At 56.6% G+C, this 24,683-nt stretch carries 27 protein-coding genes, 1 tRNA gene and 1 pseudogene; 17 read left to right on the forward strand and 12 right to left on the reverse strand.

The features are described from left to right. Nucleotides 1-17 precede the first annotated feature (17 nt). From trkA to msrB, 9 genes are all read left to right on the forward strand, one after another. On the forward strand, nt 18-1,364 hold the full coding sequence (gene trkA / locus LKE28_01680) for a Trk system potassium transporter TrkA (GenBank protein MCH3906979.1): 1,347 nt from the start codon (nt 18-20) through the stop codon (nt 1,362-1,364). Continuing rightward, entirely contained in the window at nt 1,361-2,896 is a 1,536-nt protein-coding gene (locus LKE28_01685) for a TrkH family potassium uptake protein (GenBank protein MCH3906980.1), read from the forward strand. The genes trkA and LKE28_01685 overlap by 4 nt, the downstream gene beginning before the upstream one ends. Nucleotides 2,897-2,940: 44 nt before the next feature. Next, nucleotides 2,941-3,726, forward strand: a complete 786-nt coding sequence (locus LKE28_01690) for a carbohydrate-binding protein (GenBank protein MCH3906981.1) — start codon at nt 2,941-2,943, stop codon at nt 3,724-3,726. Nucleotides 3,727-3,730: 4 nt separating this feature from the next. After that, nucleotides 3,731-4,351: a VTT domain-containing protein gene (locus LKE28_01695; GenBank protein MCH3906982.1), complete on the forward strand. Its 621-nt coding sequence runs from the start codon at nt 3,731-3,733 to the stop codon at nt 4,349-4,351. A gap of 78 nt (nt 4,352-4,429) precedes the next feature. Next, nucleotides 4,430-4,501 (forward strand) — tRNA-Val (locus LKE28_01700). A gap of 292 nt (nt 4,502-4,793) precedes the next feature. Further along, nucleotides 4,794-5,234, forward strand: coding sequence for a MarR family transcriptional regulator (locus LKE28_01705; GenBank protein MCH3906983.1), 441 nt, complete (start codon nt 4,794-4,796; stop codon nt 5,232-5,234). A gap of 4 nt (nt 5,235-5,238) precedes the next feature. Further along, entirely contained in the window at nt 5,239-6,087 is an 849-nt protein-coding gene (locus LKE28_01710; protein MCH3906984.1) for a pirin family protein, read from the forward strand. Nucleotides 6,088-6,144: 57 nt separating this feature from the next. Continuing rightward, complete coding sequence (locus LKE28_01715) at nt 6,145-6,387, forward strand: MGMT family protein (GenBank protein ID MCH3906985.1); 243 nt, start codon at nt 6,145-6,147, stop codon at nt 6,385-6,387. Between the two features lie 47 nt (nt 6,388-6,434). Next, nucleotides 6,435-7,391, forward strand: coding sequence for a peptide-methionine (R)-S-oxide reductase MsrB (gene msrB / locus LKE28_01720; protein ID MCH3906986.1), 957 nt, complete (start codon nt 6,435-6,437; stop codon nt 7,389-7,391). Here the strand turns inward: msrB and LKE28_01725 are convergent. The 8 genes from LKE28_01725 to LKE28_01760 form a co-directional block, all read right to left on the reverse strand. Beyond that, nucleotides 7,370-8,032, reverse strand: coding sequence for an ATP-binding cassette domain-containing protein (locus LKE28_01725; protein ID MCH3906987.1), 663 nt, complete (start codon nt 8,030-8,032; stop codon nt 7,370-7,372). The two genes, msrB and LKE28_01725, sit on opposite strands and share 22 nt — an antisense overlap. Continuing rightward, nucleotides 8,029-8,676 carry a molybdate ABC transporter permease subunit gene (gene modB / locus LKE28_01730; protein MCH3906988.1) on the reverse strand — a complete coding sequence of 216 codons (648 nt, stop codon included), beginning with the start codon at nt 8,674-8,676 and terminating at the stop codon, nt 8,029-8,031. Before modB ends, LKE28_01725 begins: the two co-directional genes overlap by 4 nt. After that, nucleotides 8,676-9,449, reverse strand: coding sequence for a molybdate ABC transporter substrate-binding protein (gene modA, locus LKE28_01735; GenBank protein ID MCH3906989.1), 774 nt, complete (start codon nt 9,447-9,449; stop codon nt 8,676-8,678). The genes modB and modA overlap by 1 nt, the downstream gene beginning before the upstream one ends. Nucleotides 9,450-9,527: 78 nt before the next feature. After that, nucleotides 9,528-10,661, reverse strand: coding sequence for an IS110 family transposase (locus LKE28_01740; protein ID MCH3906990.1), 1,134 nt, complete (start codon nt 10,659-10,661; stop codon nt 9,528-9,530). Between the two features lie 224 nt (nt 10,662-10,885). After that, a complete protein-coding gene (locus LKE28_01745; GenBank protein MCH3906991.1) occupies nt 10,886-11,848 on the reverse strand; it encodes a molybdopterin-binding protein in 963 nt (320 codons plus the stop codon). Nucleotides 11,849-11,850: 2 nt separating this feature from the next. Continuing rightward, nucleotides 11,851-12,795 (reverse strand): radical SAM protein, encoded by a 945-nt coding sequence (locus tag LKE28_01750; GenBank protein MCH3906992.1) that lies wholly within the window; start codon nt 12,793-12,795, stop codon nt 11,851-11,853. Beyond that, nucleotides 12,776-13,246, reverse strand: coding sequence for a cyclic pyranopterin monophosphate synthase MoaC (moaC, locus tag LKE28_01755; GenBank protein ID MCH3906993.1), 471 nt, complete (start codon nt 13,244-13,246; stop codon nt 12,776-12,778). Before moaC ends, LKE28_01750 begins: the two co-directional genes overlap by 20 nt. Then, complete coding sequence (locus tag LKE28_01760; GenBank protein ID MCH3906994.1) at nt 13,246-14,280, reverse strand: molybdopterin-binding protein; 1,035 nt, start codon at nt 14,278-14,280, stop codon at nt 13,246-13,248. The genes moaC and LKE28_01760 overlap by 1 nt, the downstream gene beginning before the upstream one ends. 128 nt (nt 14,281-14,408) lie before the next feature. Between LKE28_01760 and LKE28_01765 the strand changes: the two are divergent. Then, nucleotides 14,409-15,270, forward strand: a pseudogene (locus tag LKE28_01765) (DUF1848 domain-containing protein). Between the two features lie 74 nt (nt 15,271-15,344). Here the strand turns inward: LKE28_01765 and LKE28_01770 are convergent. Continuing rightward, nucleotides 15,345-16,730 (reverse strand): MATE family efflux transporter, encoded by a 1,386-nt coding sequence (locus LKE28_01770; GenBank protein ID MCH3906995.1) that lies wholly within the window; start codon nt 16,728-16,730, stop codon nt 15,345-15,347. A gap of 74 nt (nt 16,731-16,804) precedes the next feature. Next, complete coding sequence (locus LKE28_01775; protein ID MCH3906996.1) at nt 16,805-17,260, reverse strand: winged helix DNA-binding protein; 456 nt, start codon at nt 17,258-17,260, stop codon at nt 16,805-16,807. A gap of 77 nt (nt 17,261-17,337) precedes the next feature. Between LKE28_01775 and LKE28_01780 the strand changes: the two genes are divergently transcribed. Genes LKE28_01780 through LKE28_01790 form a run of 3 tightly spaced genes read left to right on the forward strand, consistent with a single transcriptional unit; the run spans nt 17,338 to nt 19,632 of the window. Next, on the forward strand, nt 17,338-17,631 hold the full coding sequence (locus LKE28_01780) for a hypothetical protein (GenBank protein ID MCH3906997.1): 294 nt from the start codon (nt 17,338-17,340) through the stop codon (nt 17,629-17,631). 39 nt (nt 17,632-17,670) lie between these two features. Beyond that, entirely contained in the window at nt 17,671-18,954 is a 1,284-nt protein-coding gene (locus LKE28_01785; protein ID MCH3906998.1) for an ATPase, read from the forward strand. Between the two features lie 9 nt (nt 18,955-18,963). Next, nucleotides 18,964-19,632, forward strand: a complete 669-nt coding sequence (locus LKE28_01790) for a TrkA family potassium uptake protein (protein ID MCH3906999.1) — start codon at nt 18,964-18,966, stop codon at nt 19,630-19,632. A 3-nt stretch (nt 19,633-19,635) separates the two neighbouring features. Here LKE28_01790 and LKE28_01795 read toward each other — a convergent pair whose 3' ends face one another. Next, on the reverse strand, nt 19,636-19,914 hold the full coding sequence (locus tag LKE28_01795; GenBank protein MCH3907000.1) for an alpha-glucosidase C-terminal domain-containing protein: 279 nt from the start codon (nt 19,912-19,914) through the stop codon (nt 19,636-19,638). 98 nt (nt 19,915-20,012) lie between these two features. Between LKE28_01795 and LKE28_01800 the strand changes: the two genes are divergently transcribed. The 3 genes from LKE28_01800 (at nt 20,013) to LKE28_01810 (ending at nt 22,447) form a co-directional block, all read left to right on the forward strand. Continuing rightward, nucleotides 20,013-20,483, forward strand: a complete 471-nt coding sequence (locus LKE28_01800) for a substrate-binding domain-containing protein (protein ID MCH3907001.1) — start codon at nt 20,013-20,015, stop codon at nt 20,481-20,483. Between the two features lie 63 nt (nt 20,484-20,546). Then, nucleotides 20,547-21,668: an SAM-dependent chlorinase/fluorinase gene (locus LKE28_01805; GenBank protein ID MCH3907002.1), complete on the forward strand. Its 1,122-nt coding sequence runs from the start codon at nt 20,547-20,549 to the stop codon at nt 21,666-21,668. Between the two features lie 185 nt (nt 21,669-21,853). Continuing rightward, nucleotides 21,854-22,447: a hypothetical protein gene (locus LKE28_01810; protein ID MCH3907003.1), complete on the forward strand. Its 594-nt coding sequence runs from the start codon at nt 21,854-21,856 to the stop codon at nt 22,445-22,447. Nucleotides 22,448-22,460: 13 nt separating this feature from the next. Here the strand turns inward: LKE28_01810 and LKE28_01815 are convergent, their stop codons facing one another. Further along, complete coding sequence (locus LKE28_01815; protein ID MCH3907004.1) at nt 22,461-23,495, reverse strand: LacI family DNA-binding transcriptional regulator; 1,035 nt, start codon at nt 23,493-23,495, stop codon at nt 22,461-22,463. Between the two features lie 178 nt (nt 23,496-23,673). Here LKE28_01815 and LKE28_01820 point away from each other — a divergent pair, with 178 nt between their 5' ends. After that, entirely contained in the window at nt 23,674-24,633 is a 960-nt protein-coding gene (locus LKE28_01820; GenBank protein MCH3907005.1) for an ABC transporter substrate-binding protein, read from the forward strand. The last annotated feature ends 50 nt before the right edge of the window (nt 24,634-24,683 follow it).

Consider the following 24,683-nt stretch of genomic DNA (forward strand, 5'->3'; position numbering starts at 1 on the left):
ATGCTATAGTACTTTCTATGCAAGTCGTGATTTTGGGCGCAGGACGGCGTGGCATGCGTCTTGCCAGGCATCTCATCGAAGAAAAAAAAGATGTCACGTTTATTGACACCAATCCGGACCGATGCAACCAGGCTTCCGCCAAGTTGGATTGCCTTGCCGTCAACGGAAGCGGAACCAATCCCGATGTCCTTCGGGAAGCAGGCTGTGAAGTCGCTGACATCTTCATCGCGCTTACCGACAGCGATGAAGTAAACCTGGTCTCCTGCGCATTGGTTTCCAGCCAATTCAAGATTCCCCGCACCGTGGCGGCGATCCGCAGCATGAGTTATTCCGGCACGGAACTCACCGCTCCGCTTCTGGGGATCAACTACATCGTCAACCCGTTTGAGGAAGTTTCCAAACTGATCTCCGACATCGTCCAGAGCGGAGTGTTTCTGAACAGCTCCACCTTTCCCCATACCCCGTTTGTCCTCTGTTCCCTTCCGGTGACCAAGGGATCCCCTGCGGTAGGATTGATGCTCAGCCAGATTCGCACCAAGTTCCAAACGGAGTTCGTGCTTTCGGGAATCCAGCGGGGAAAGGAAACGTTTCTTCCTTCCGGCGGAACCACCATCCAGGAAGGGGATTCCCTTGCCGTGGTGACGTTCAAGGACAAAATGGCCGACTTGTTGGATGAATTTGACGCCACCATGCAACGACCCAAACACATCTGCATCGTGGGCGCAGGCCGGATATCCCGGTTCATGATGGACCGCTTCACGCCCTCCAGCCGCAAGCACATCACCGTCATCGACTACGACGAGGAGAAATGCGAACACTTTGCCCAGATGTTCCCCGAGGTGCTGGTGATCAAAGCGGACATCACTGAGGAATCCATCTGGGAAGACGAGCGCCTTTCTTCGTATGATCTGTTGATCGCCCTGACGGACAAGGATGAGCTGAACATCATCACCTCGACCTACGCCAAACGCATGGGGACCAGCCATTCCGTCGCGCTGGTCAAAACCAACCCCAACTACGCCATCCTGGCCCGTCACATGGACATCGACACCGTCGTCTCCACCTCAGAGGTCACCGTCGATACGTTGATGCGCTACATCCGGGGCGAGAACATCGCCAGCATCCACTCTTTGTTCGACGGGGCCATTGAAGTCTCCGAATACAAGCTTCTGGAAGGCAACGAGTTGCTGGGCAAGCAACTGAAGGACGTCTCCTTGAGCGGCAAGGTCATCGTCACCGGCGTGACGGACAAAGACGGGAAAAGCTTTTTGGCCAATGGTTCCTACACCTTTGCCGAAGGGGATTCCGTCCTGGTCGCCACGGAACACGGGCATGTGGATTTCGCCCAAAGGTTGTTCACGTGAATCTCAAGCAGGACTGCAAATTGTTGGCTGTCATCCAGCTGTTTTTGGGAATCCTGATGGGAATCCCCACCTATCTTGCATGGCGGTATGGAGAGACGGAAGCGCTTCAGGCGTTTCTCACCACGCTTGCCATCCAGGGGGCCGTCTCCATTGTGGTGCTTCTCCTTACCTGGAGAACCAAATCCACCTATATGGGCACCAATGACGGCCTGTTTTTCGTCACCTTCACCTGGGTCATCGGCACGGCATTCTCAGCTCTTCCGTTGTTCCTTTCCCACTGCTACCCTACCTATACCGATGCCTACTTCGAGACGATGAGCGGATTCACCACCACCGGAGCGACGGTGTTGACCTCCATTGAGGACAAACCGCTTTCCATCCTGTTCTGGCGCTCGATGACCAACTGGCTGGGAGGCATGGGCATCGTCGTTTTGTTCGTCGCGTTCCTTCCGATGCTGGGCGTCACCGGCACGATCCTGGTCAATTCGGAATCCGTCGGTCCGACCAAGGACAAACTGACACCGAAGATCGGACAGACCGCGTTGATCCTCTGGAGCCTGTACATCGGCCTGTCCGCCCTCGAAGTGGGCATTTTGCTCCTTACCGGCATCAGTCTGTACGACGCGGTGACCATCACGTTCTCGTCCATTTCCGCCGCGGGATTCAGCGTGAAGAACGCCAGCATCGGTGGATACGGCAAGACATCGGTGGAGATCATCGTGACGGTGTTCATGTTGATCGCCGGCACCAACTTCTCCCTGTACTACAAGGTGATCCGTGGCAAGTTCCGCCAAGTGCTTCATGATGGCGAACTGCAATGGTATCTGGGCATTTTCGCATTGGCCTCCTTGATTTCCGCGGGATTCCTCGTTGGAAACCATGTGTACGCAAATTTCTTCACCGCGCTCAAGTATTCCACGTTCCAGTCGGCATCCATCATGACGACGACGGGATTTTCCACCGCCAACTATCAGAACTGGCCTCAGGTCAGCCAGATGCTGCTGTTCCTGCTGTTCTTTGTCGGTGGCTGCGCGGGTTCGACCGGTGGCGGCATCAAAGTCATTCGGGTGCGGGCGCTTCTCACCCTGGGGAGAAACACCATCACCCGTCGGCTGCATCCCAATGCCGTCATCACCAACAAGGTGGGCGATGATGTCTTCACCGACCGCATCATGATGGAAATCGCTGGATTCGTCGGCATGTACATGGCCAGCGGTTTGATCGGAGCCGTCGTCCTTTCCATCTCTGGAGCCGATTTCGCAACCGCCATCTCCGGCAGTTTCCTCTGCTTGGGAAACATTGGCATCGGCTTTGGAACGGTGGGACCGACCGGCAACTTCTCCGCCTTCCCCGCAGTGACCAAATGGATTCTCGCGTTTCTGATGCTCGCAGGTCGTCTTGAGCTGTACACCGTATACGCATTGTTCTCCTCCGAATTCTGGCGCAACCGTTCCAGTTGGATCACCGGTTTGGAACGCAACGAAAAGCAAAAAGCACGAACACGAAAGAAGAGCGAAAGCAGACTTGCCTGAAGAAAACGGTTGCAACCCGGCTCCCGTTTTCGCATACTTGAGTCATGAACATCACACTCTCCATCACCAACGGCGAGACAATCCGCGCCGAACAATCCGGAACCGGAGAAATCTGGCTCGTCTCCCAAGAAGCCTACCAGCCTGGGGACGTCATTCGTTTCACTACCGACCAGGAAGGGTTCTATCTTCTCCGGCTGGAGGAAACGCTTGGGCCTGTTCTGGTCTATGCCCATGCGGGGGCGTTCACCCTTTCCGTCCCGTTTGACGAAAAGAAAATCTGCTACAATCCCACCGCATTCACCGGGGATATCCATTATCTGTCGGCCCGGCCAGCAGAACCGTGGGAGACAGAAGGCCTGCGTGATCTCTCGTACAATCCACTGGACTGCCATGAGAACCGCTCGCTGTTCCCCCACGCGTCGGCCAATGTGGAAACCCGAGGGGAATCGGTGTTCGCCGCTCGCAACGCCATCGATGGCGTGGTGGCCAACCACAGCCATGGGGCGTGGCCGTACGCCAGCTGGGGCATCAACCGGGATCCCGACGCTGCGTTGACGCTGGACTTCGGACGAACGGTGGAAATCCATCAGATCGTTCTGTACCTCCGCGCTGATTTTCCCCATGATGCCTGGTGGAAGGAAGCCAAGGTAACCTTTGATGAAACAACGACGCTCACCCTCCCGTTGGTGAAATCCGATCGGGCGCAGGAATTTCCCCTGCAGCCGACCGTGGCGAAAAAGCTCGTCCTGCATGACCTGGTCAAAGCGGACGACCCGTCCCCATTCCCTGCCCTTACCCAGATCCGGGTGATCGGAAGGGAAACCCACTGAGCGGATGAAGTTCTGGAAACGGCTGCGGAACGCGTTCCGCAAAGATACCCTGTTCACCGATGAGGGAAACCTGGACAAGACCCAGCTTTTGGTCAGCACCATCGTCCTCTCGTTGATCACCTTCGGCCTGATCGCCCTGGGCATCCGGCTGATGCGCACCACCAAGGTACAGCAATATCCGTTCATGCCCAAGCTGTACGAGGTGATGGGCTACCGCGGGGTTGCGCTGTTCGTCTATCTGGTGGATACGTTCATCGTTCCGCTGACGGTGGACGTCGTCTGGCCGTTCGTCGTCTCCTGGCCTGCGTGGAAAGCGATTTTGATCATGGGCATCCCATCGGCATTGGGCGGGTTTTCCGGCTACGGCATCGGCCGGTTGATCCACCTGATCCCCAACATCCGTTCCTGGACGGAGACACACATCCAAGGAAAGAACGGGAAATTGATCCAACAGTACGGGGCGTTCGGTGTCTTCCTTGGCGGGCTCACCCCGATCCCGTTCACCACCGTCTGCTGGCTTGCCGGCATTTTTCGCATTGACGCCAAGCGGGTGTTGGCCGCCTGTTTCGTCTCCCGGCTCCTGAGGATGGCGCTCTACTACATCTTCGTCATCCTGGCCACCTGAAGAACGGAAAAAATCTCTGGGGAGACTAGACACGTCTCTTGTTTTCCTTTATCATACCTCTTGCTGTTTCAAGCAATCGGGCGCGTAACTCAGTGGGAGAGTGTCACCTTGACATGGTGGAAGTCGTTGGTTCAACCCCAATCGCGCCCAACCAAGGCAACTTGTTTGCATCAAAGCAAAGAGGTTGCCTTTTTTGTATCCTCTGATACGGATAGGGACAAGGGTGTAACACGCCGTTCTGGCAAGCAACAGAAGCCACACCTTTGTCCCCTTTTGCCACAGAAAACACGATACCACGGGAACATCTCACGATTTCCCATCACAGGCCACCACACCTTATCGCTTCTTTGGATCCAATCCTCCTGATCGTTTTCTTTCCTCTTGCAGAAGGGATCCTTGTTCCTTCCTTGACTTTCTCACTAATTAGTGATATATTGCGTGCATGGAAACGGCGAAAGAAGCGATATGGGACAACCGACTTGCACTCTCCACCTTGGTGGCGTTCAGCCGCGCGGAACATGTGATCCACGAGCAGGAAATGAAAACCATCAAGGAGAGCGGATTGACCCTGATGCAGTTCGCCGTATTGGAGGCACTGTTCAACAAAGGACCATTGAAGATCTGCCAGGTCATCGACAAGCTGCTCACCACTTCGGGAAACATCACCGTGGTGGTGAAGAACCTGGAGCGGGATGGACTGATCCGCAAGGAGCAGGATCCAAACGACAAACGGGCGTGCAGGATTGCCCTGACCGATGCGGGACGAGTTCGGATGGAACGGGTACTCCCCGCCCATTACGAGCACATCGGACAAATCTTCAGCGTACTCTCCGACGAAGAGTTGGTGACGTTGAGGAACATCCTGAAGAAATTCAAGGAGTAAGCATATGGAACGAAAAATCATCAATCAGGTACGGGGGTTCAGAACGGAAGACGGAGCGGGCGTCAGCCTGGTCCGTGTATTGGGTGGCTCGACGGTCAAGTCGTATGACCCGATCTTGATGCTGGACTCATTCGACAGCACCAATCCGGATGACTATACGGCAGGTTTCCCCATGCATCCCCACCGTGGCATCGAGACGATCAGCTACGTGTATCGCGGCAAGATGGTCCACATCGACAGCCTGGGAAACAAGGACGCCATCAGTGACGGCGAGGTGCAGTGGATGACTGCGGGATCGGGCATTCTCCACGAAGAGCAGGTACCTGCCGCCGATCGGCTTCTCGGTGTACAGCTCTGGCTGAACCTTCCCAAGAAGGACAAGATGGTCCCTCCTGCCTACCACAGCATCAAAAAGGACGCCATCAAGGAGTTCCAGATCCCCGGCGGTTTCCTCCGGCTTCTTGCCGGCTCCTACCAAGGGGAACAAGGACATCAAGGAAAGTATCTCCCGCTGGACTACTATGACATCCACCTTCAGGCGAACGCGTCCCTCACGCTGAAGACGGACCACGACCGCTCGGTGATGGTCTTCTCCCTTCTGGGGAACCCCATCGTTGCGGGAGAAAAGGTTCGTGAGAAGACGGCGGTCAAGCTCTCTGACGGCGATGAACTGACCATCCAGAGCGGTGATGAGCCGGTACAGGTGCTGTTTATGAGTTCCGTACGGCTGAATGAGCCGGTCGTCTGGGGCGGCCCGATCGTGATGAACACCCGGGAGGAACTCAACGAGGCGTTCGATGACCTGAACCGCGGGACGTTCCTCCGCGACAAGATGGTGTACGACCAGGAATGACCTTCTCCCAGGTGTACGCCGTCGTACGTGGCATTCCGCGGGGCATGGTCGCCAGCTATGGGGATGTGGCCCTTCTTGGCCGGCACGCCCCACGGTGCCCACGCCGTCGGTTTCGCCATGCGTTGTTGCCATGACAAGACCGTCCCCTGCCACCGTGTGGTGAAAGGGGACGGTTCCCTTTCGGAGAGTTTCGACCTGTTTGGCGGCGCAGAAGCCCAGCGGGCATTGCTCAGATCGGAAGGGGTTTCCTTCCTACCCGATGGCAGGGTGGACATGGCTCGGTGCCGCTATCGGGGATGATTGCCCCTTTTCCTTCAAAGACGTATCTTCAGGATGGGAGGAGCACCATGGAAACCAAACGAACCATCTATCTGGCCGGCGGGTGTTTCTGGGGCATGGAGAAACTGATGCGGTCCCTGTATGGGGTGATCGATGTGACCAGCGGATACGCCAACGGAACCGGGGAAGCGGACGCTTCCTACCCCATCGTCTGCACCGGGACGACGGGATTCCGGGAAACGGTCCGCGTTACGTATGATCCCGCAAAAACCAACATCGACAACCTGCTTTCCGCCTTCTTCACCGTCATCGACCCCACGGCGGTCAACCGCCAAGGCAACGACCAGGGGACGCAGTACCAAAGTGGAATCTACTGGGCGGATGACGCAACCAAAGAAGAAGTGCTGAACATCTCCGAAAAATATCGGAAACAGATCCCCGGCTTCGCCGTGGAGATCAAACCGCTGTCCAACTTCTTTTCCGCCGAGGAATATCACCAGCACTATCTGGACAAGCATCCAGACGGCTACTGTCATATTCCCCGCAATCTGATCGCACGGCTTTCCGAAGAAAGCAGGAACCAAGCTACCAGCGCCCGAGATCCTGAATCCCTGAAGGAAACTCTTTCTCCGATGGCCTACCACGTCACCCAGGAGGAAGGCACGGAACCACCGTTCTCCAGTCCCCTGTGGGACGCGACGGAGCCGGGATTGTACGTGGATGTCACCACCGGAGTGCCGCTGTTCACCTCCCGTGACAAATACCACTCCTCCTGTGGTTGGCCGAGTTTCACCAAGCCGGTCCAACAGGACGCAGTGGTTGAGAAGGAGGACGACCGTTTTGGAATGATCCGCACCGAAGTGCGCAGCGCCAGGGGAAACGCCCATCTGGGGCATGTGTTCCAGGATGATCCCGAATCCCCCACCGGCGTACGCTACTGTATCAACGGCGCGGCGCTCCGCTTCATTCCGGTGGACAAGCTGGAAGAAAAAGGATACGGACGTTACCGCTCGCTGTTCTCCTGATGGACCCTGCCTTCGACGATGGACAACGTCCGGGTGCAGTAGCGGCGCACCTCTTCCGGATCGTGGGAGACGAACAACACGGGACCGGCGAAGTGTCGTAGCAGTCCGTTGAGGTGCTGGTCGATCTCCTGTTTTGATTCATGGTCCAACGCGGAAAACGGTTCATCCAGCATGAGAAGATCCGGCTGGCTGGCCAGCATGCGAGCCAGCGCCACCCGCTGTTGCTGGCCACCGGACAGCTCTCGAGGCAGACGACCACGGTAGGCATCAATCCCCATCAGGGACAACTTGTCCACCGCCTGTTGTTTCCGTGCGTGTTTGTCACGATCCTTGATGCCACACATCACATTCTCCAGCACTGTCATGGCGGGAAACAATGCGTAGGACTGAAAAAGAAGCCCGACGTTCCGCTCCCGTACCGGGAGGTTCACTCCCGCCTGGGAATCGAACAGCACGTGCTCCCCGATCCTGATGCTCCCCTCTTCCGGTGTGATGATGCCGGCGATGGTTCGGAGCGTCAGGCTTTTGCCGTTTCCGCTCCGACCAAGCAACCCAAGCACTTCTCCTTCACCGACATGGAACGACACATCCAGATGAAACGTCCCTACCGTCTCGGCAAAGCGGACCTCCAGATCGTTCATGCGTCCCCCTTGGAAAGACGGGACATCAGGGCAAGCGAGGCGGCGCTGACCAACGTGATGACCCCCACCCAGATCCACGCGGTACGCATATCCCCACCGACGGTGGAGAAATAGATGGCCATCGGGATGGTCTGCGTACGGCCCGGGATGTTGCCCGCCACCATCATCGTGGCGCCGAATTCCCCCAACGAGCGGGCGAACGCCAGGGCGGCTCCCGCCGCAATGCCTGGCCACGCTTCCGGCACAAGGATTTTCCACAGGATTCTTCGTTCACTGAAGCCCAGCGTCCGAGCCGCCCAGATGTGGTCGGGATCGACCTGCTTCATCGCGCCTTTCGCGGCCCGGTACATCAACGGGAAGGCAACCACCGTAGCGGAGAGCACCGTCGCCTGCCAGGAGAAAATCACCGTAGTGCCGGTCAGTTTCCCAATGGGACCGTTCCTGCCGAACAGCACCAAAAGGAAGAAACCGGTGACCGTAGGAGGCAGGACCATGGGAAGCGTCAGGATGGTGTCCAGAAGCCAGGCACGCTTTCCGGTAAGCCCCATCGCTTTGTGGGCGCAGAGCAACCCGGCGACGAACTCAATGGCCGTCGCCAGGAGCGAAGCACGCAGTGACACCCACAGCGGAGAGACGTCGAACATCAGATCACCGTAAAGCCGTACTTGGCGAATACTTCTTTGGACGACTCACTGAACAGGAACGAGAGGAAATCCTTCGCCACGTCAGGATGTTTGGAATCCTTCAGCACACCGACCGGGTAGATCACCTTCTTGTGGCTCCCCTCAGGCGCAACCGCCGTAATGGTCACGTTGGGGGAAATCTTGGCGTCCGTCTCATACACCAGACCGGCCTGTACGTTGCCCGTCTCCACCCAGGAAAGCACTTCCCGTACATCCTTGGCGTAGACCAGCTTGTCCTTCACCGCATCCAAAAGACCCAACGACCGGAACGCCTCATCGGCATACTGGCCGGCGGGAACCGATTTGGGATCCCCGACGGCGATCCGCTTCACACCGGCATTCGCGAGATCCTGGAGCGATGCGATCGGCGTTGTCCCTTTGGGGACGATCAACACCAGCTTGTTCTCCAGCAGGTCCTGGATGGTGGCGTCGTCCATCAACCCTTTGTCCTTCAACGCCTGCATCTGCTTGGCGCCGGCGGAAAAGAAGATATCCGCGGGAGCTCCCTGCTCGATCTGCTGCTGAAGCGCCCCGGATGAACCGTAGTTGGCCTTCACCGTCACCAGCGGATGCGCTGCCGTATACGCGCTTTTCAGCTCGTTCATGCAGTCCGTCAGGCTCGCTGCGGCGGAGATCAGAATCTCCACCGGCTCCCCCGCCGACTCCGTCTGCCCCTGGGCGGCAAGCGCCATACACAGGAAAATCGCCACCCCCACCATCACCATTTTTTTCATGTTTGACTCCTATAAAAAGTCAACAGTAAAGTTAGGAAACTGCTAACCTTTGTTTGTTTTACTATAGGAGCTGTCAAGTCAAGCCCCTATGACCTCCTCGACGGTGAACAGACACTTGTCCCTCACCATCAAGGCTGGATTGAACGGTTCCCTGTTGTGGAGCATGGCAAAGATGATTCTCGCCAATTTCCTGGTCGTTGCAATGATTGACTTGCCGGAACCCTTGCCCGTCTTCATTGCCCGGTAATCGGTCATCAGCCTCCATTCACCGGTTATCTTGGAGAGCCGTATCATGCCCATTGTGGCCTGCACGAGTGCTGTTCTCAGCTCCTGCGGGCCGTGCTTGGTTATCCTGCCCATGTGCACCGTCTCGTTGGAGTTGTGCACCGAGGGCACGATGCCCACGTACGAGGCGAACCGCTTGAAATCCCCGCAGAACCTCTTGTCCAGGTCCTTGGTGTAGGCGGCGATTGCGCTGGCCGTCAGGAACCCGACACCCGGGATGGTCATCAGCAGCTGCACATCCTCGTCGTCCCTGGTCATCTCCCGAAGGCGCTTCTCCAGGACCTTGATTTGCTCCTGCACACCTTCTATAATGCCAAGTATCACCTCGAGTGATGCGGCGGCCTCTGTAAAACCTTGATCCGCGAGATCTTTAACCAGGGCCTGCCGCTTTTTATTGCTCTGCAGCTGGGCTGCCTTGGTCGTGATCCCGTAGCCGAGCAGCATCCCGTGGATCTGGTTCTTCATCTTCACCGTGCTGCTCACCAAAAGGCTCCTGCACTTGATCATCCTCCTGAGCTCCTCGCTGCTCTGGTCCGCCAGGTGGCTTTCCGGCAGCATGTCCTTGCCCAGGTAGTAGGCCAGCGTTGCAGCATCCCCTCTGTCGTTCTTCTTGGTGCTCTGGCTGATCACCTTGAACTTGTTGGTGTTCACCACAACCACGGAGAACCCCTCGCCTTCCATCCGGTTCTTGAAGTACCGTGCATTGCCGGTGGTCTCCACCGCCATGGCGACCGAGCATCCCCGCTCGTCCTCCCACTCATGCATCCTCTGCACAAATGCCTGGTAGCCCTCCGTCGTGGTCCGGTACATCCCTTCCTGCAACAGCTCCCCGTCCTCTCCCATCACACAGATGGTGAGCTGGCTCTTGTGCAGGTCGACCCCTACGCTCAACTGTTCAATCTTCTCTTCTCGCTGCTTGTTGCCCATCTCAAGGCCTCCTTGTGCTTTGGTCGGCAAGACAGCTTCCGTTCGGTGATTCCGTCCAATCTCCTATCCGGCCTATCCGCCATCGCTGACGGTGACCATTGAATGATTCGGTACAAACTCTTCATTCTCCTAATCGGCCTCTTACGACCATCAAACATGTCGAACTTGCACCTACTCTGTCTTCCAACCTTGTATCTATAATGATACACCCTTCAGACAGAGCCTCAGTAACCACCTACTGACTTTTTATCATTCCTCCTTGTCATGGGATTACAATCACCTACCACGCCTTTCATCGTCTGAACGGCATGTTCCAACACCGGCAGCACCACGGAGAGGTTCTCCTCCACCGCCTTGGGACTGCCGGGAAGATTCACCACCAGCGTCTTGTTCCGGATCACCGCAACCGCGCGGGAGAGCATTCCGTGGGGCGTTTTCGCGAGCGAAGCGGCCCGCATCGCCTCAGCGATGCCCGGCACCTGTCGCTCGGCGACGGAAAGCGTCGCTTCCGGCGTCAGATCCCGTGGGGACAGTCCCGTCCCCCCGGTGGTCAGCACCACATCGGCCTGGCATCCATCACAGATGTCCCGGAGAACATCAGAGAGCGGATGGATGCCATCGGGAAGCAGTGTTTGGGAGACAACGGCACATCCCGCTTCCTCCACCATCCGGACGATCACCGGCGAGCTCTTGTCTTCCGCCTCCCCTCTGCTGCACCGGTCACTCAGGCAGACGACGGCCACACGGATTTGCGGATACACGGAAAGCACATCCCCGGCTTTCAGCGTACCGTCATGCAACACCCGGGCGAACGTACCGTACATCGGCATGATGCACGTTCCGGTCCGTTTCTGGATGGCGCACCCACTGTGGCATTCCTTGCCGATCTGGCTGACCATCATCACCACGCTCCTATAAGCAATGATCGTCCCGAGGGGAAGCGTGGAAGGATCAACGCCCTGCAGGACGATGTTCTCCCCGAACGCCCCCCATCCTACCTGCATTCCCTGTTCCTGGTTGAACGCGTCGATCCGCTCCTGGGAGAGCAGGCTCACCTGCCGGATGGGAGAGCCGGCGTGGGCGTCCCCTTCCACCCCCCATTCCGTTTTCAGCTGGATCTTTTCCACCGGCTGTTTGACCGTTCCCTTCCGCTCGCTGACACATACGGCGATCACCTTCGCTTTCATCCTCATCCTCCAATCCATCCCAACGGGACACGTCCGCCATGCCCCTCTCCAAAATGGTGGCATTCCGGTTTCTGTTCCACCTGGTGGCGAAGCATCTCACGCACACGGTCGTCCGGCAAATCCAACAACGCCGAACAGTCCATCACCGGCTTCTGGTCAAGGCAAAGCTGGAGCTTGCCGTCGCCACGCAGGCGCACCCGGTTGCAATCCTGGCAGAACTGGTGGCTTAGCGCCCCAATGAACCCCACCGTTACCCCTTGATAGTTCCGATACCACGCAGGTCCATACCCCACCGGGGAAAGGGGGGAAGAAGGACCACAGATTTCCTCCAGATACGAAGCAACCGTGGTGACGGAAACCCCATGCAGCCGGGACGCCGGACCGAACGGCATCAATTCGATGAACCGTACCGGAATGTTGCGGGAGGCGGCGAACTGATACACCTGGGAGGCCTGTTCCTTCCAGGACTCAGCCAACGGAACGCAGTTCAGTTTGACGGGCAGCCCTTCGGACAGGGCGGCGTCAATTCCCTGGATCACCACGTCCCCATCCCCACCACCGGAAAGAAAGCGGAACAGCGCGGGATCGGTTGCGTCCAGGCTGACATTCAGCGAAGAGAGGCCGTTTTCCTTCAGCGAACGGGCCATAGAAGCCAAATGGGAGCCGTTGGTCGTCATCGTCACCGCCCGGATGCCATCCATCGACCGTACACTCCGGACGAACGGGACGACGCCTTCACGAAGCAGCGGCTCCCCTCCGGTGATCCGCACATGGCTGATGTCCATCTCAGAAAACAGCCGGACCAACCGGGCAAGGACAGGAAGCGGAAGCAGGTCGGCCGCAATGCCTCCCCCACAGTAGCGGCATTGGAAATCGCACGCCTCGGTGACCGATACCCTGAGGTAATCGATCTTCCGTCCTCGTCCGTCAACCAACGTATCGGCCATCTTTGCCCCCGTCCTTCAACGCCACGTGGATTTCCCCGATCCGCATGCCACGGTCCATCGCCTTGCACATGTCATAGATGGTAAGGAGCGCCACGGAACAGCCGGTGAGCGCTTCCATCTCCACCCCGGTTTCCGCGGTGGTTTTCGTCTCGCACCGGCACAGTATGGCTGGTGTCTCTTCCTGGAACGTAAAGGAAACCGCCACATGGGAAAGGAACAACGGGTGGCACAGGGGGATCAAAGAACTGGTCTGTTTGGACGCAATGATGCCGGCGATCTGGGCGGTGGCCAGGGCGTCCCCTTTGGCAAGCGTCCGGCTCCGGATGGCTTCAAATGTTTCCCGTTTCATCGTGATGGTTCCTTCCGCCACGGCGATCCGTGCGGTTTTCGGTTTTTCGGAGACATCCACCATCACCACCGATCCATCATCGGCGACATGGGAAAGCGGCATCACAGGCCTCCTTTGCCAAAGGCGCAGATCGGGTAGACACACGGATCGCAGCCAAGGCACAATCCGCCATCCCCCATGGCTGAGATATCCTCCGCCGTAATGGGAATGCCGGCGACCAGGCGGGGAAGCAGGACGTCAAAGACGGTCCGTTTGGCATACATCACGCACCCGGGCAGTCCGACGATGGGCACTCCACCGTCAAAGTACCCCAGCATGCACATCGCCCCGGGCAGAACGGGGAAGCCGTAGCGCACCACACGAGCCCCGCTGTCAGCGATGGCCTTGGGCGTCCGGTCGTCCGGGTCGACGCTCATGCCGCCGGTGCAGAGAATCATGCCGGCATGTTCTTCCCTGGCCTGGGCGATCAAATCCCCGATCCGTTTGGCGTCATCCCCGCCGTAGGTGACGGAGAGGGTGCGGATACCAAACTCATTTTGCAGTTTCTTCGAAACCACCGGTGAGAACGTGTCGGTGATCAACCCTTTCCGAACCTCTTCCCCGGTGACGATGATGGCGCACGTCGTGACAGCAAACGGATGGATGGAGAGAATCGGGTGCTCTTTGTCCGCGATGGCGGCCACCTTCCGCATCGTCCCCTTGGGGATGACCAGCGGGATGACCCGCATGCCGGCAAGCTTGTCCCCCGGCTTCACCACGCTGTGGTTGGGACGGGTGGCGATCATCACCTCGGGGATCCGGTTGATGGACAACAGCCGCTGGACATCCACTTCCAGCACCCCGGTGATGTTGCTTTTCAGCTCAATTTTCCCCTCTTTGGGAAGGGACGCGTCCATGTACTGGTTCATTGCGGCATCCCGGAGGATGGCTGCTCCGTCATCTTCATGGAGCATGGTGTCATCCATCTCCCAGACATACAGATGCTCTTTCCCCATGGAAAGCAGAACGGGAATATCCTCGTTGGTGACCACGTGTCCTTTCCGAAACCGGGCATCCTTGGTCACCCCGACAATGATCTGCGTCATGTCGTGGCAGAGCACCTGCCCGACGGCGTCTTCCGTACGGACCAGCTTCATCAAGCGCCTCCTCCATCCATTATGTTTATATACGCATAATGGAAACCTACACGGTATCATACGGTTTGTCAACGAAAAAGAAAAGCTACAGAATTGACTTCACGGGTATTTTTCGGTACCACCAGGGTATGCTCATCAACACCGGAGGCAGGACGGATCTGGTAGCCTGCTACACGCCATGGCTCATCCAGCGGTTTCGCGAAGGGGTCGTGATGGTACGCAATCCGTACGATCACCACGCGGTGAGCCGGTATCGGCTGGACCCTTCCGTGGTGGACGGGGTGGTCTTCTGTTCCAAGGATTACCGCCCGATCATCCCGTTCCTCGGGGAGATATTCCAACGGTTCCCCACCTACTTCCACTTCACCATCACCGCCTACGGAACGGATATCGAACCCAATGTCCCGGACATCCCGACCAGCATCCATACCTTGCTGGAACTGGAGAAACAGGTGGGGAGCAGACGCATCTCCTGGAGATACGATCCCATTTTGCTCACCCCGACCTATCCCGTGCAGCGGCATCTGGAAACCTTCGCACAGCTGGCGGAAACATTGAAAGGTCACGTGGACCGATGCATCTTCAGTTTCGTCCAGATCTATCCCAAACTCCGGCAGACGTTTCCTTCGTTGGAAGCGGTCAGCCAGAGCGACAAGGAACGTCCTTGCCCAGGGAATGGGGGAGATCGCCCGTAAGGCGGGCATCCCCCTGCAAATCTGTGGTTCTGACGAAGATTTCTCCCGATTCGGCATTCTGCCATCCGGCTGTCTGACACTCCCCGTTCTGGGGAGAGCCAACGGCATCACGTTCCCACCCCACCCCCATCGGGGCATGCGACCGGGCTGCCACTGTGTGGAAAGCCGGGACATCGGCGCCTACGGCACCTGCACCAACGGATGCCGGTACTGCTACGCCACCAGCGATTTCGCCAAAGCGGCACGAATGCGATCACAAAACAATCCCGCCTCTCCTCTGCTCATCGGGAAATAGGGCCGAAAGACCACATCACGGATGCCAGGCAGGTATCCTTCGGGCCACAGCGCCAACCAAGCCTGTTCGACTGATCAGTCGGCGACGGCCTGTTCCGTCTGGGATGCCACCACCTCGTCGCCAAAGACCCGCTGGAGAAGGAACACCCGCCGCTTGGCGACAAACGCGTGGATGGTGACGACCGCCGCCACCGTCTCTGCGGCGTAGACACTCAGCCACACCCCATCCAGCCCAATGAGGAACGGCAAAAGGATGATGGCGATCGGCTCGGCGATAAGGGATCGGGTCGATGAGATGATGGCCGACGTCTTCCCGTCACACAGGGCGGTGAAGAACGACGAACCGAAGACGGGCAGCCCGCAGAGCAGGTAGCTGAACGCGTACATCCGGAAGCCCCGTACCGTCATGGCGGACACGGCGTTTCCCTGGCCCAGGAACAAGCGGACGATCGTCGGGGCGAACACCTCAGCAAAGACCGTCATGGACAGAGACATTCCCCCGATCATCACCAGGCACTTCTTGAACAAGCTGGAAAGCTCCTTCTTGTTTCCCGCGCCGAAGTGGAACCCCACCACCGGCGCGATGCCCATGGAAAAGCCGACAAAGATGGAGACGAAGATCGAATTCATGTAGTCAAGGACGGTCATCGACGCAACCCCGGCTTCCCCTGCCAGCCGCATCATCTGGTTGTTGTACAGAAACGCCAACAAGGAAGCGGAGAACGAAGAGAGCATCTCGGAGTACCCGTTGGAACAGCTATGCTTCAGCATGGCGGCGTCCCACTGGGGCCGACGCAAATGGAGCAGGCTCCGGTTATGGGAAAAGAAATAGACCAAGGGAAGCACGCCTCCCACGGCATAGCCCAGTACCGTCGCCCATGCCGCCCCGGCGATCCCCAACCCGAAGACCACGATGAACAGGAAATCGAACAACACGTTGGTCAGGCCTGCGGCGATGGAGAACAGGAATCCCAGACGGGGCTTTCCCGCCGTGACGAAGAACATCTGGAACGTCGTCTGCAACAAGTACGCAACCGACCCGATGACCAGAATCCGTCCATAGGTGACAGCGTCTTCCATCAGAATGTCGCTGGCACCCATCATACGGGCGATGGGCCTGATGAACATCACGCCCAAAAAGGTCAACAGAGCTCCGACCAGCACCACGGCGAGGACGACCAGGGAAAAATAGGCTTCCGCCGTTTTCCTCCTCCCCTCGCCCAGTTTCTTTGAAACTTCCGCCGATCCCCCGGCCCCAAGCATGTAGCCGAACGCGCCGATGAACATCGGCAGCGGCATGATGATGTTGATGGCCGAGAGCCCATTCCTTCCCACGATGTTTGCGACAAACAACCCGTCGACGATGCTGTAGATGGAAGAGCAAAGCAGCATCAGTACGGACGGCAACGTAAAATGGGCGATACGGCCATAGGTAAAATGGTCGGACAATGAAACACGCATCAACAAAACCCCCAATGCACAGGAAACCATGGACCCTCTGCGGGCCTGGCAACGAAACCTTCATGGATTGGGCGTCACGAGCGGGAATGCTTCCCCAGTTCCTCCCGCACGAAAGCAAGTTGCTTTTGTGACAGGCGGACCAACGTCTCCCTCTCTTCGGGGGACAAGCGCGAAAAGGCGCGCTCCTGCGCCACAAAGACAGGGGACACATTGGTCCGGGCGAACTGCTTGCCGAATTCCGTCAAGCTCACCCATTTGTTTTTCCTGTTCTCCGAGGACGCCTCAATGAGAAGATACCCGGCTTTCTCGAGCTTCACCAGCGATGAGTGCAGGGTCTGTTTGGAAAACGACCACGTGGCGCACATCGTTGCCGGCGTCAGGGGACTCCCCGCTTCAGAGAGGATGTGCAACACCCACATGTCGCTGTCGGCAAGCCCCAAACTGACGGCCAATCCATGATACAACTCGTCATTCTCCCGGTACAGCCGCCAGAAGGCAGCCAGTCCAGGAAATGAGGGTTCATCCATCATGCAGCCCGTTATAGTCCGATTTCATACTTTCAATATATGTCTGATTTCGTACTATGTCAACCCCCGTCCGATGTGCTATGATGCTTTCAAAGAGGTGGACATGCTCAAACCAACCAAGGTATATCGTTCCAAATTCTTCACCTGCGTCACTCTCCGACGACCCGTCAGGCATCTGGTATCTGGACGTCTCCTGCAAGACGGAACACAACGGACAAACCGGTACCGTCACCGGCCACATTCCCCTGTGCCTGGATCTGAAGGAAAGCCCAGATGGAGGATTGGAAGCCGCTCTTTCCGTGATGGACGACACCCCGGATGAACCGGAAGAAGGCCAGGACAACATCCTGACGTTCAAACCCAAAGGGAAATGACGGTTTGCGCCGTTTCCCATTTTCCGTTATGATTTTGTCATGCGTATTGCGCTTTCGACCACGCAAAAGCTTGTCATAGGCTTTCTGGCGGTCATCCTGGGGGGAGGCGCATTGCTCGCCCTCCCCATCTCGCACGCTCCCGGCGCGCGGCTTTCGGCCATCGACGCATGGTTCCTTTCCGTCAGCGCCGTCTGCGTCACCGGTCTCTCTCCGGTAGTCATCGCCGACACCCTGAGTGTGTTCGGAAAGATCGTGCTTGCCATTCTCATCCAGACCGGGGGGCTTGGATACGCGACATTCGCCATCTTCCTGTATGTCCTTTTCGGTGGGGACATTCCGTTCCGCCAGCGTGATCTCGCACAGGAATCACTGAACCAAGCAAACAGCAAGGGGATCATCACCCTCGTCAAGGTGGTGATGCTCAGTTCGCTCATCGTCGAGGCAATCGGAACCATCATACTGGCATGGGCGTTCCGCACCCAAGCGGGATCCCCCCGAGAGGCGCTGGGATTAGGTCTCTTCCACGCGATCTCTGCATTCAACAACGCAGGATTCGATCTCTTCGGCGACAGTCTGATGGAATGGCATGACAATCTCTTGGTCAACATGACGGTCAGCTTGCTGATCATCACCGGTGGCATCGGGTTCGTGGTCATCGCCGACATGCTCCAGGCAAAACGGTGGAAACGGTTTTCGCTCCATTCCAAAATCGTCATCTCCACGACAGGGGTGCTGCTTGTTGGCGGGATGCTGCTCATCCACGCGACATCATCGCTTTCCTGGCTGGAATCATGGTTTCTTTCCGTGACATCCCGCACCGCTGGTTTCAACAGCGTGGACACCGCCACTCTCAACCGGAACGTCCTGTTGGTCGTCCTGTTCCTGATGTGGATTGGAGCATCTCCCGGTTCTACCGGCGGCGGTATCAAGACCACCACCTTCTTCACCCTGCTCTGCGGGATCCGCGGGGTAGTCACCCATACCGAACCGGTGGGATTTGAACGAAAGATTTCAGACGACAGCCTCGCCAAAGCGACAGCCGTCGCGGGTCTTTCCGCACTGGCCTTGGCGCTGGGGATTTTCCTGCTTTCCCTGAGCCAGCACGCCACGAATCTGTTTGGTCTTGTGTTCGAGGCAGTCTCCGCATTCGCCACGGTAGGGCTTTCCACCGGGGTTACCGGAACGCTTGCCACAGGGGGCAAAATCATTCTGATGGTCCTGATGTTCATCGGCCGGCTCGGCCCCGTCACCATCGCCAGCAGTCTGCAGAAACAGGAAGCACGGCACGTGCATTACGTACCGGAGACCATCATCATCGGATAGGAGAAAAAGATGGGAAAAGCGTATCGGGATCCAAACGCGTTCGGCATCATCGGTTACGGCAGGTTCGGGGCGACGCTCGCCCAGGAACTTCTGAACGCCGGCAAGGAAGTGATCATCCTGGACAACGTGCCGGACAAACTGGAGAAGATCAAACAGCAGGCAAGCCACGTGTATGTGATCACCGAGATCAGCAAGGACGCATTCATTGAGGCTGGTCTGGAAGGGTGTGGCACGGTGATCGTCTGCATAGGACGGGACGTGGAAGGCAACATCCTTGCCACACTGAACGCCAAGGAACTGGGGGTTCCCCGCGTCATCAGCAAGGCAAGCAGCGCCGACCATGCACGGGTATTGCGGAAGCTGGGAGCCGAGGTGGTCTTCCCGGAAGAGGATATGGGACGGAGACTTGCCAAAACGCTTTGCATGAAGGAAGCATTGGACTGGCTCCCCCTCTGTGATGACTTTTCCATCGTCGAAATCCAGGTCGGACAATCCTTTGATGAAAAAACCGTCCTGGAACTGGATCTCCGCAAGAAATGGGGCATCAACATCATCGCGCTGGTCCACCAGGGGAAAGCCACCGGTATGATCAGTCCGGACACGGTGCTTCACGTCGGAGACCAAATGGTCATCGCAGGCACCAACAAGAGCCTTGCCGTGTTTCAGAAGCGAACGTAACGCTTAGTTTTCCAGCCAGAGGCATTCCAGCGGCTGCAGGACGAATCCTGTACCGGGTTCCACTTTTCTACCGGTGAAACAATCCGTATACGTCCCTACGAAATAGGCGAACCGCACCGGTTCCGGATTGTCAGAAAAGTTGGAGATGCACAGAAGCACATTATCCCCTTTCCTCCTGCGGAGCGCGAACACCCTGCCGTTGTGTGCGTCCCAGGTGAAGACCTCCGCCTCCTGGTCAAACACTTCCAATTGAGAACGTTCATCTCTGAGCGTCTGGAACATGCTCCAGATTTTTCCTCTCTGTGTGGGGATCATGGCTCGTGGAAACAGGGATAAGGAAAACCCGTTGCTTCAACAATGTGTCAAAAACCGTGTATGCGGTGCCATCTTTGCTCCAGGCAGTTCTCCACTCTGAAGCTTACGGATCTGGCTATTCCTGTCGTTGCCGTAAAACACATACAGGAACAGGCATCCGCCCTAGATCCATGAGACAATCTTGTAGGAGAAAAAATTGCGCGGGACTGCTCATTGCAATGGGATGCCGCCATCTCCTGCATCTTTTCACCTCTCCACAGCCGGTTGGCATTTTCTGCCACAATGACCTTGCGGCAGGCCAGACATTGCAAGTCTGCAGAGCTCGGGGAATTGCGGTCCCCGAACAACTGAAGGTGATCGGATTCGATGATATCCCTCTTGCGGCAATGACGAGCCCGTCGCTTTCATCCATCCACCAACCAATTCTGGAAATGGCAACGTTGGCCGTGGACATCGTCTGTGATCTTGGCGCGGAGAAGGTATGTCCCAGCAACGTCGTTATGCCCGTCTCTGTCGTCCAACGGGAAACGACATAGAAACAACAAAAGAGATGTCAGTCTCTCCCATTGTTTTCTGCTATGATGGCAATGGAGGCTTCTATGAAAAAACATCTTCGCTTCATCGGTGTCGCGCTCTTCATGGCGATGCTGGTTCTCTCCGGATGCCAAAGCACCAAAGCGGTGGCTCCGGTACAGGAAATCCAAACGGAACCGGTGTCCGGTTCGGTGGTCTCTCTGGACAAGTATGGCAACGCCACCCTCTCCGTAACCCCTGCTGATTTCACCGACAAGGGATACGCCGTCGGCGATCTCTTCTCCGTCTCCGTCGGAGACTTTTCGTTTGACGCCCCGCTGGTGACCAACTACAGCGATGTGGACAACGGCTCGTTCCTGATCAGGGAAAAGGCGGGAGACCCCGGAACCGTCAGCCTTGCCATCAACATGGGCAACTTCAGTAAAACCAGCGGCGCACAGGAAACCTCTCCGGTATCCTTCACGCTGAAGGAAAAGGAAGGATATCTGAAGGAGTACCAGATCCGCCAGCTGAAAAAGAGCGAGAACCGTGACGACTACGCCAGTGACGCCGTTTTCTCCAACTTCCGCACGGTAACGGTGGGAAAGATCGCCCCGGGAACGCTGTACCGTTCCTGCAACCCTGTGCTGGGTGATGCGCGCGCCCCCTACGCGGCGGAGCTAGCCCAACAGGCGGGCGTGAAGACGATCATCAACCTGGCGGACAGCACGGAAACCCTGAAAGAACATATCGCCGATTCCCCGTACTACCAACAGCTGTACAACCAGGGTGCCGTAATCGTCCTGGACATGGGAGTTTCGTTCACCGATCCCGATTTCATCGCCAAACTGCATGACGGCCTGGTGTTCATGGCGAACCACGGTGGTCCGTACCTGGTCCACTGCAACGAAGGCAAGGACCGGGCGGGCTTTGTCTCCGCCTTGCTGGAAGCGGCCAACGGAGCAACGCTGGAAGAGATCACCCAGGACTACATGGTGAGCTTTGAGAACTACTATGGCGTCCAACCGGGAACCGAGCAGTATGAGCTGATCGGCAAGACAATCACCGACATGTTCACCCAGCTGAACGGTGGCAAACCGGTCACCGACAAGACCATCGCCAAGGTGGCCAACACCTATCTGAAAGACACGGTCGGCCTTGACCAGGCGACGATCAACCAGCTGAACGCCCATCTGCAGGGCAAGTAACCAGCTTCTCCGGACTGGGAAAACCTGTCCGGAGTCATTTTCCCTTCCCGATCCCGGTATATTTCTTCTTGTTCCGAAACAGTCACTCCGTCTCTGTTTTTGTGGGGAAAATGGCTTCAGGAAGGTGCGCAATGCTGTTCTTTTTCCTCAATTCTCGCTAGGATAATGCATTCTGCGAGGACATTATGGCGGATATCACACGACAAGACAGAAAGTTCTGGTTCAAAAATCTCAAGGCGTATGAGCGCAGCGTAGAAAAGATTTTCCAGTACCAGGAATACGACGACCAAGGAAGGATCGTCATCAGCGTCAAGCCAGAAACGCTGTTTGAGAAGCTTAATGGCAACCCCCGTGCCGAATTGGACAGGGATCTCTTTTCCTACATCAGTGAGCGGGCGTTCCTCATCCCGCTCCGTTACAGTCTGGTCGTCCGGTTCATCGGAACCTACAGTCAGGAGGAACAGGCGACGATCCGCACCCTGTTCAAGCATCACTATGACGAACAGCTGATGGAAAAGGCGGACGAGCTGAACATCAACGCAGGCAAAGCAGGTATGCTGGCCATCATCGGTGCGGTGCTGCTGTTGATCTCCTATGGTGTTCTGCATCTTACGACCAACAGTCTGGTGACCCAGGTGCTCTCCATCGCCTCATCCTTCGCCATGTGGGAATGCGTCGACACGTTCTTCCTGGCCAGGCGAAGCATTCGGGACGACATGATGAACATCATCCAGCTGGCATTCAGCGATGTGCAGTTTCCCGGGGAGAAATCCGTATAATTTCCCCTGCTTCTCAGCGGAAGGCGGTCCCTTTGATGCTCCGGGTCGTTGACTCCCGGACGATCAACTCGGTTTCCAGGTACATGTTTTTCAGAGGAAGAGAAGCCGAACAAATACGCTCGCACAGAAGGTCACAGGAAAGAAGCCCCATCTGATACCGGGGCTGACTTACCGTGGTGATGGACGGCGTGCACATCGAGGATATCTCGATGTTGTCGAACCCAACGACGGCGACATCCTCCGGAACCCGAAGGCCAGCGCGTTTTGTAGCTTTGATCACTGCAGCGGCAAATACATCGCTGGAGGTAAAAAATCCATCCGGGCGATCCCCACTGTTCAACATCTGATATGCCGCAGATAGCGCCATGTCGTAGTTGATCTCCCCCAATTGAATGATCCATTCCACATCCACCGGGAGCGAGGCGGCAAGCAACGCCGATCGATACCCATTCAAGCGGTCCCTAGCGTATTTATAGGTAAGCGGTCCATTGATAAAAGCGATTTTCCGCTTTCCCAACGAAATGAGATGATCTACCGCAGAGCGTGCTGCAGTCATGTCATCAATGGTCACGAACGGAACATTACAATCTTCCCGGCATTCACAGCACTGCACCACCGGTACGACATGGTCGATCTTCAGTAACGTCTCCAGAGGAAGCGTATTGGTGAAGATTACCCCAGCCGCTTTGGTCTTGTCCACCAAAGAGAGAAAATCGGCCACATGTTCCGGATTATCCAGCGCATTTTCGCTGACCAACAGCGAATATCCGTTCCGCGTCGCCGAATCCTGCGCTCCGTCAATGATCCGGGCGTAAAACGGATTGTTGAAACTGGGGATATTCAGAAGCAACAACGCGCTCTTGTGTTCTTTCGCCTTGGACATTCGCGAGACATCGAATCCCATGGAGGCCACCGCGCCGAACACTTTTTCTCGTGTCGCGTCGGAAACATTGGCCGTATGGTTCAACACTCTGCTGATCGTCGCAGGAGACAGCCCTGTACGTTGGGATATCTCTTCGTAGGTCGGTTTTTTTCGTGTATCGTTCATATTCGTATTATATGTAAGATTTCATATTATTACAGAAATATTTTCATCTTTATCCGGTATTTTCTGAAATATTCCATTATTTCTTTCATAAACCCTGATTAAATGAAAATTTTCTTGACAAACAAATACCCCATTGTACGCTGAAAACAGCACTGGAGACAGTGAAGGAGGAACAGATATGAAAAAGGTACTGGCCATGTTGTTGGTGCTGGCGCTTCTCGGAAGCGGGCTCTTCGCACAAGGGAGCAAAGAATCATCCACCACGTCCTCGGGGACGGGCAAATACAAGATCGGCATTCTCGCCCCGGCGGTCACTCACGGTTGGGTGGCGGCAGTCGCGTACAATGCGGAACAACGCAGCAAGGAACTTTCCGACAAAGTAGTCTACAAACTGTACACCAGTTCCAATGGTGAAGAGATGACCACACAGTTGGATGACCTTCTGCTTTGGGGCGCCCAGGCGATCGTCGCATTCCCCCAGTGGACTGGTATGGAGGTTCCCATCCAGAAAGCGATTGACAAAGGGGTTGTGGTCGTCAACTTTGACATCGAGATCAATGCCAAGGGCGTGTATCGTGTCAGCGGTGACAACGAGGATATGGGCATCCAGGGTGCGAAATACATCGTGGACAAAATCGGCAAGACAGGAAACGTTGTGATTCTCGACGTCCCCACCTCCGGTTCCGTCGCTGCGCTTCGTAAGAAAGGATTCACCGAAACCATTGCGAAACTGGCACCTGAGATGAAACTGCAGACTTATGCGACGCAGTTCACCCGTGAAGCTGGTCTGAAAGACATGGCGGATATCCTGACGAAGAATCCCAAGATCGACGCAGTCTACTCCATGGATGATGAGACATCCATCGGAGCCATCCAGGCGATTCGAGAGGCAGGACGGACGGACATCAAGGTCATCACCGGTGGTGGCGGTTCCCAAGAGTACTTCAAGATGATGCCGGAGAACCCTGACATCTGGATTGAGAGTGCGCTCTATAGCCCTGCGATGGTCCGTGATGCCGTGGATATCGCCGTGGAGATTCTTGACGGTGGCAAACCGGAAGCGGTGAAGATCATCCCGACGACCATCGTCGATCGGTCGAACTACACCGAATTCCTGGATGCGAACAGCCCGTATTAAGCGGGAATAATCATAATGGGGGCTGGACTTCAGCCCCCATATTCGAGGTA

Origin of the sequence: Sphaerochaeta sp. (assembly GCA_022482495.1) — a bacterium.
Classification (GTDB): Bacteria; Spirochaetota; Spirochaetia; order Sphaerochaetales; family Sphaerochaetaceae; genus RUG023.

Bases quoted from the DNA above. Each gene is read 5' to 3' on its own strand.
- LKE28_01780 (MCH3906997.1), top strand. From the start codon at position 17,338: ATGATGCTTTCAAAGAGGTGGACATGCTCAAACCAACCAAGGTATATC.
- LKE28_01740 (MCH3906990.1), bottom strand. From the start codon at position 10,661: ATGGGCAACAAGCAGCGAGAAGAGAAGATTGAACAGTTGAGCGTAGGG.
- LKE28_01820 (MCH3907005.1), top strand. From the start codon at position 23,674: ATGAAAAAGGTACTGGCCATGTTGTTGGTGCTGGCGCTTCTCGGAAGC.
- moaC (MCH3906993.1), bottom strand. From the start codon at position 13,246: ATGCCGCTTTCCCATGTCGCCGATGATGGATCGGTGGTGATGGTGGAT.
- msrB (MCH3906986.1), top strand. From the start codon at position 6,435: ATGGAAACCAAACGAACCATCTATCTGGCCGGCGGGTGTTTCTGGGGC.
- LKE28_01770 (MCH3906995.1), bottom strand. From the start codon at position 16,730: ATGCGTGTTTCATTGTCCGACCATTTTACCTATGGCCGTATCGCCCAT.
- LKE28_01815 (MCH3907004.1), bottom strand. From the start codon at position 23,495: ATGAACGATACACGAAAAAAACCGACCTACGAAGAGATATCCCAACGT.
- LKE28_01725 (MCH3906987.1), bottom strand. From the start codon at position 8,032: ATGAACGATCTGGAGGTCCGCTTTGCCGAGACGGTAGGGACGTTTCAT.
- trkA (MCH3906979.1), top strand. From the start codon at position 18: ATGCAAGTCGTGATTTTGGGCGCAGGACGGCGTGGCATGCGTCTTGCC.
- LKE28_01715 (MCH3906985.1), top strand. From the start codon at position 6,145: ATGGGGATGTGGCCCTTCTTGGCCGGCACGCCCCACGGTGCCCACGCC.
- modB (MCH3906988.1), bottom strand. From the start codon at position 8,676: ATGTTCGACGTCTCTCCGCTGTGGGTGTCACTGCGTGCTTCGCTCCTG.
- LKE28_01750 (MCH3906992.1), bottom strand. From the start codon at position 12,795: ATGGCCGATACGTTGGTTGACGGACGAGGACGGAAGATCGATTACCTC.
- LKE28_01790 (MCH3906999.1), top strand. From the start codon at position 18,964: ATGGGAAAAGCGTATCGGGATCCAAACGCGTTCGGCATCATCGGTTAC.
- LKE28_01795 (MCH3907000.1), bottom strand. From the start codon at position 19,914: ATGTTCCAGACGCTCAGAGATGAACGTTCTCAATTGGAAGTGTTTGAC.
- LKE28_01775 (MCH3906996.1), bottom strand. From the start codon at position 17,260: ATGATGGATGAACCCTCATTTCCTGGACTGGCTGCCTTCTGGCGGCTG.
- LKE28_01785 (MCH3906998.1), top strand. From the start codon at position 17,671: ATGCGTATTGCGCTTTCGACCACGCAAAAGCTTGTCATAGGCTTTCTG.
- modA (MCH3906989.1), bottom strand. From the start codon at position 9,449: ATGAAAAAAATGGTGATGGTGGGGGTGGCGATTTTCCTGTGTATGGCG.
- LKE28_01745 (MCH3906991.1), bottom strand. From the start codon at position 11,848: ATGAAAGCGAAGGTGATCGCCGTATGTGTCAGCGAGCGGAAGGGAACG.
- LKE28_01695 (MCH3906982.1), top strand. From the start codon at position 3,731: ATGAAGTTCTGGAAACGGCTGCGGAACGCGTTCCGCAAAGATACCCTG.
- LKE28_01690 (MCH3906981.1), top strand. From the start codon at position 2,941: ATGAACATCACACTCTCCATCACCAACGGCGAGACAATCCGCGCCGAA.
- LKE28_01810 (MCH3907003.1), top strand. From the start codon at position 21,854: ATGGCGGATATCACACGACAAGACAGAAAGTTCTGGTTCAAAAATCTC.
- LKE28_01760 (MCH3906994.1), bottom strand. From the start codon at position 14,280: ATGAAGCTGGTCCGTACGGAAGACGCCGTCGGGCAGGTGCTCTGCCAC.
- LKE28_01710 (MCH3906984.1), top strand. From the start codon at position 5,239: ATGGAACGAAAAATCATCAATCAGGTACGGGGGTTCAGAACGGAAGAC.
- LKE28_01705 (MCH3906983.1), top strand. From the start codon at position 4,794: ATGGAAACGGCGAAAGAAGCGATATGGGACAACCGACTTGCACTCTCC.
- LKE28_01805 (MCH3907002.1), top strand. From the start codon at position 20,547: ATGAAAAAACATCTTCGCTTCATCGGTGTCGCGCTCTTCATGGCGATG.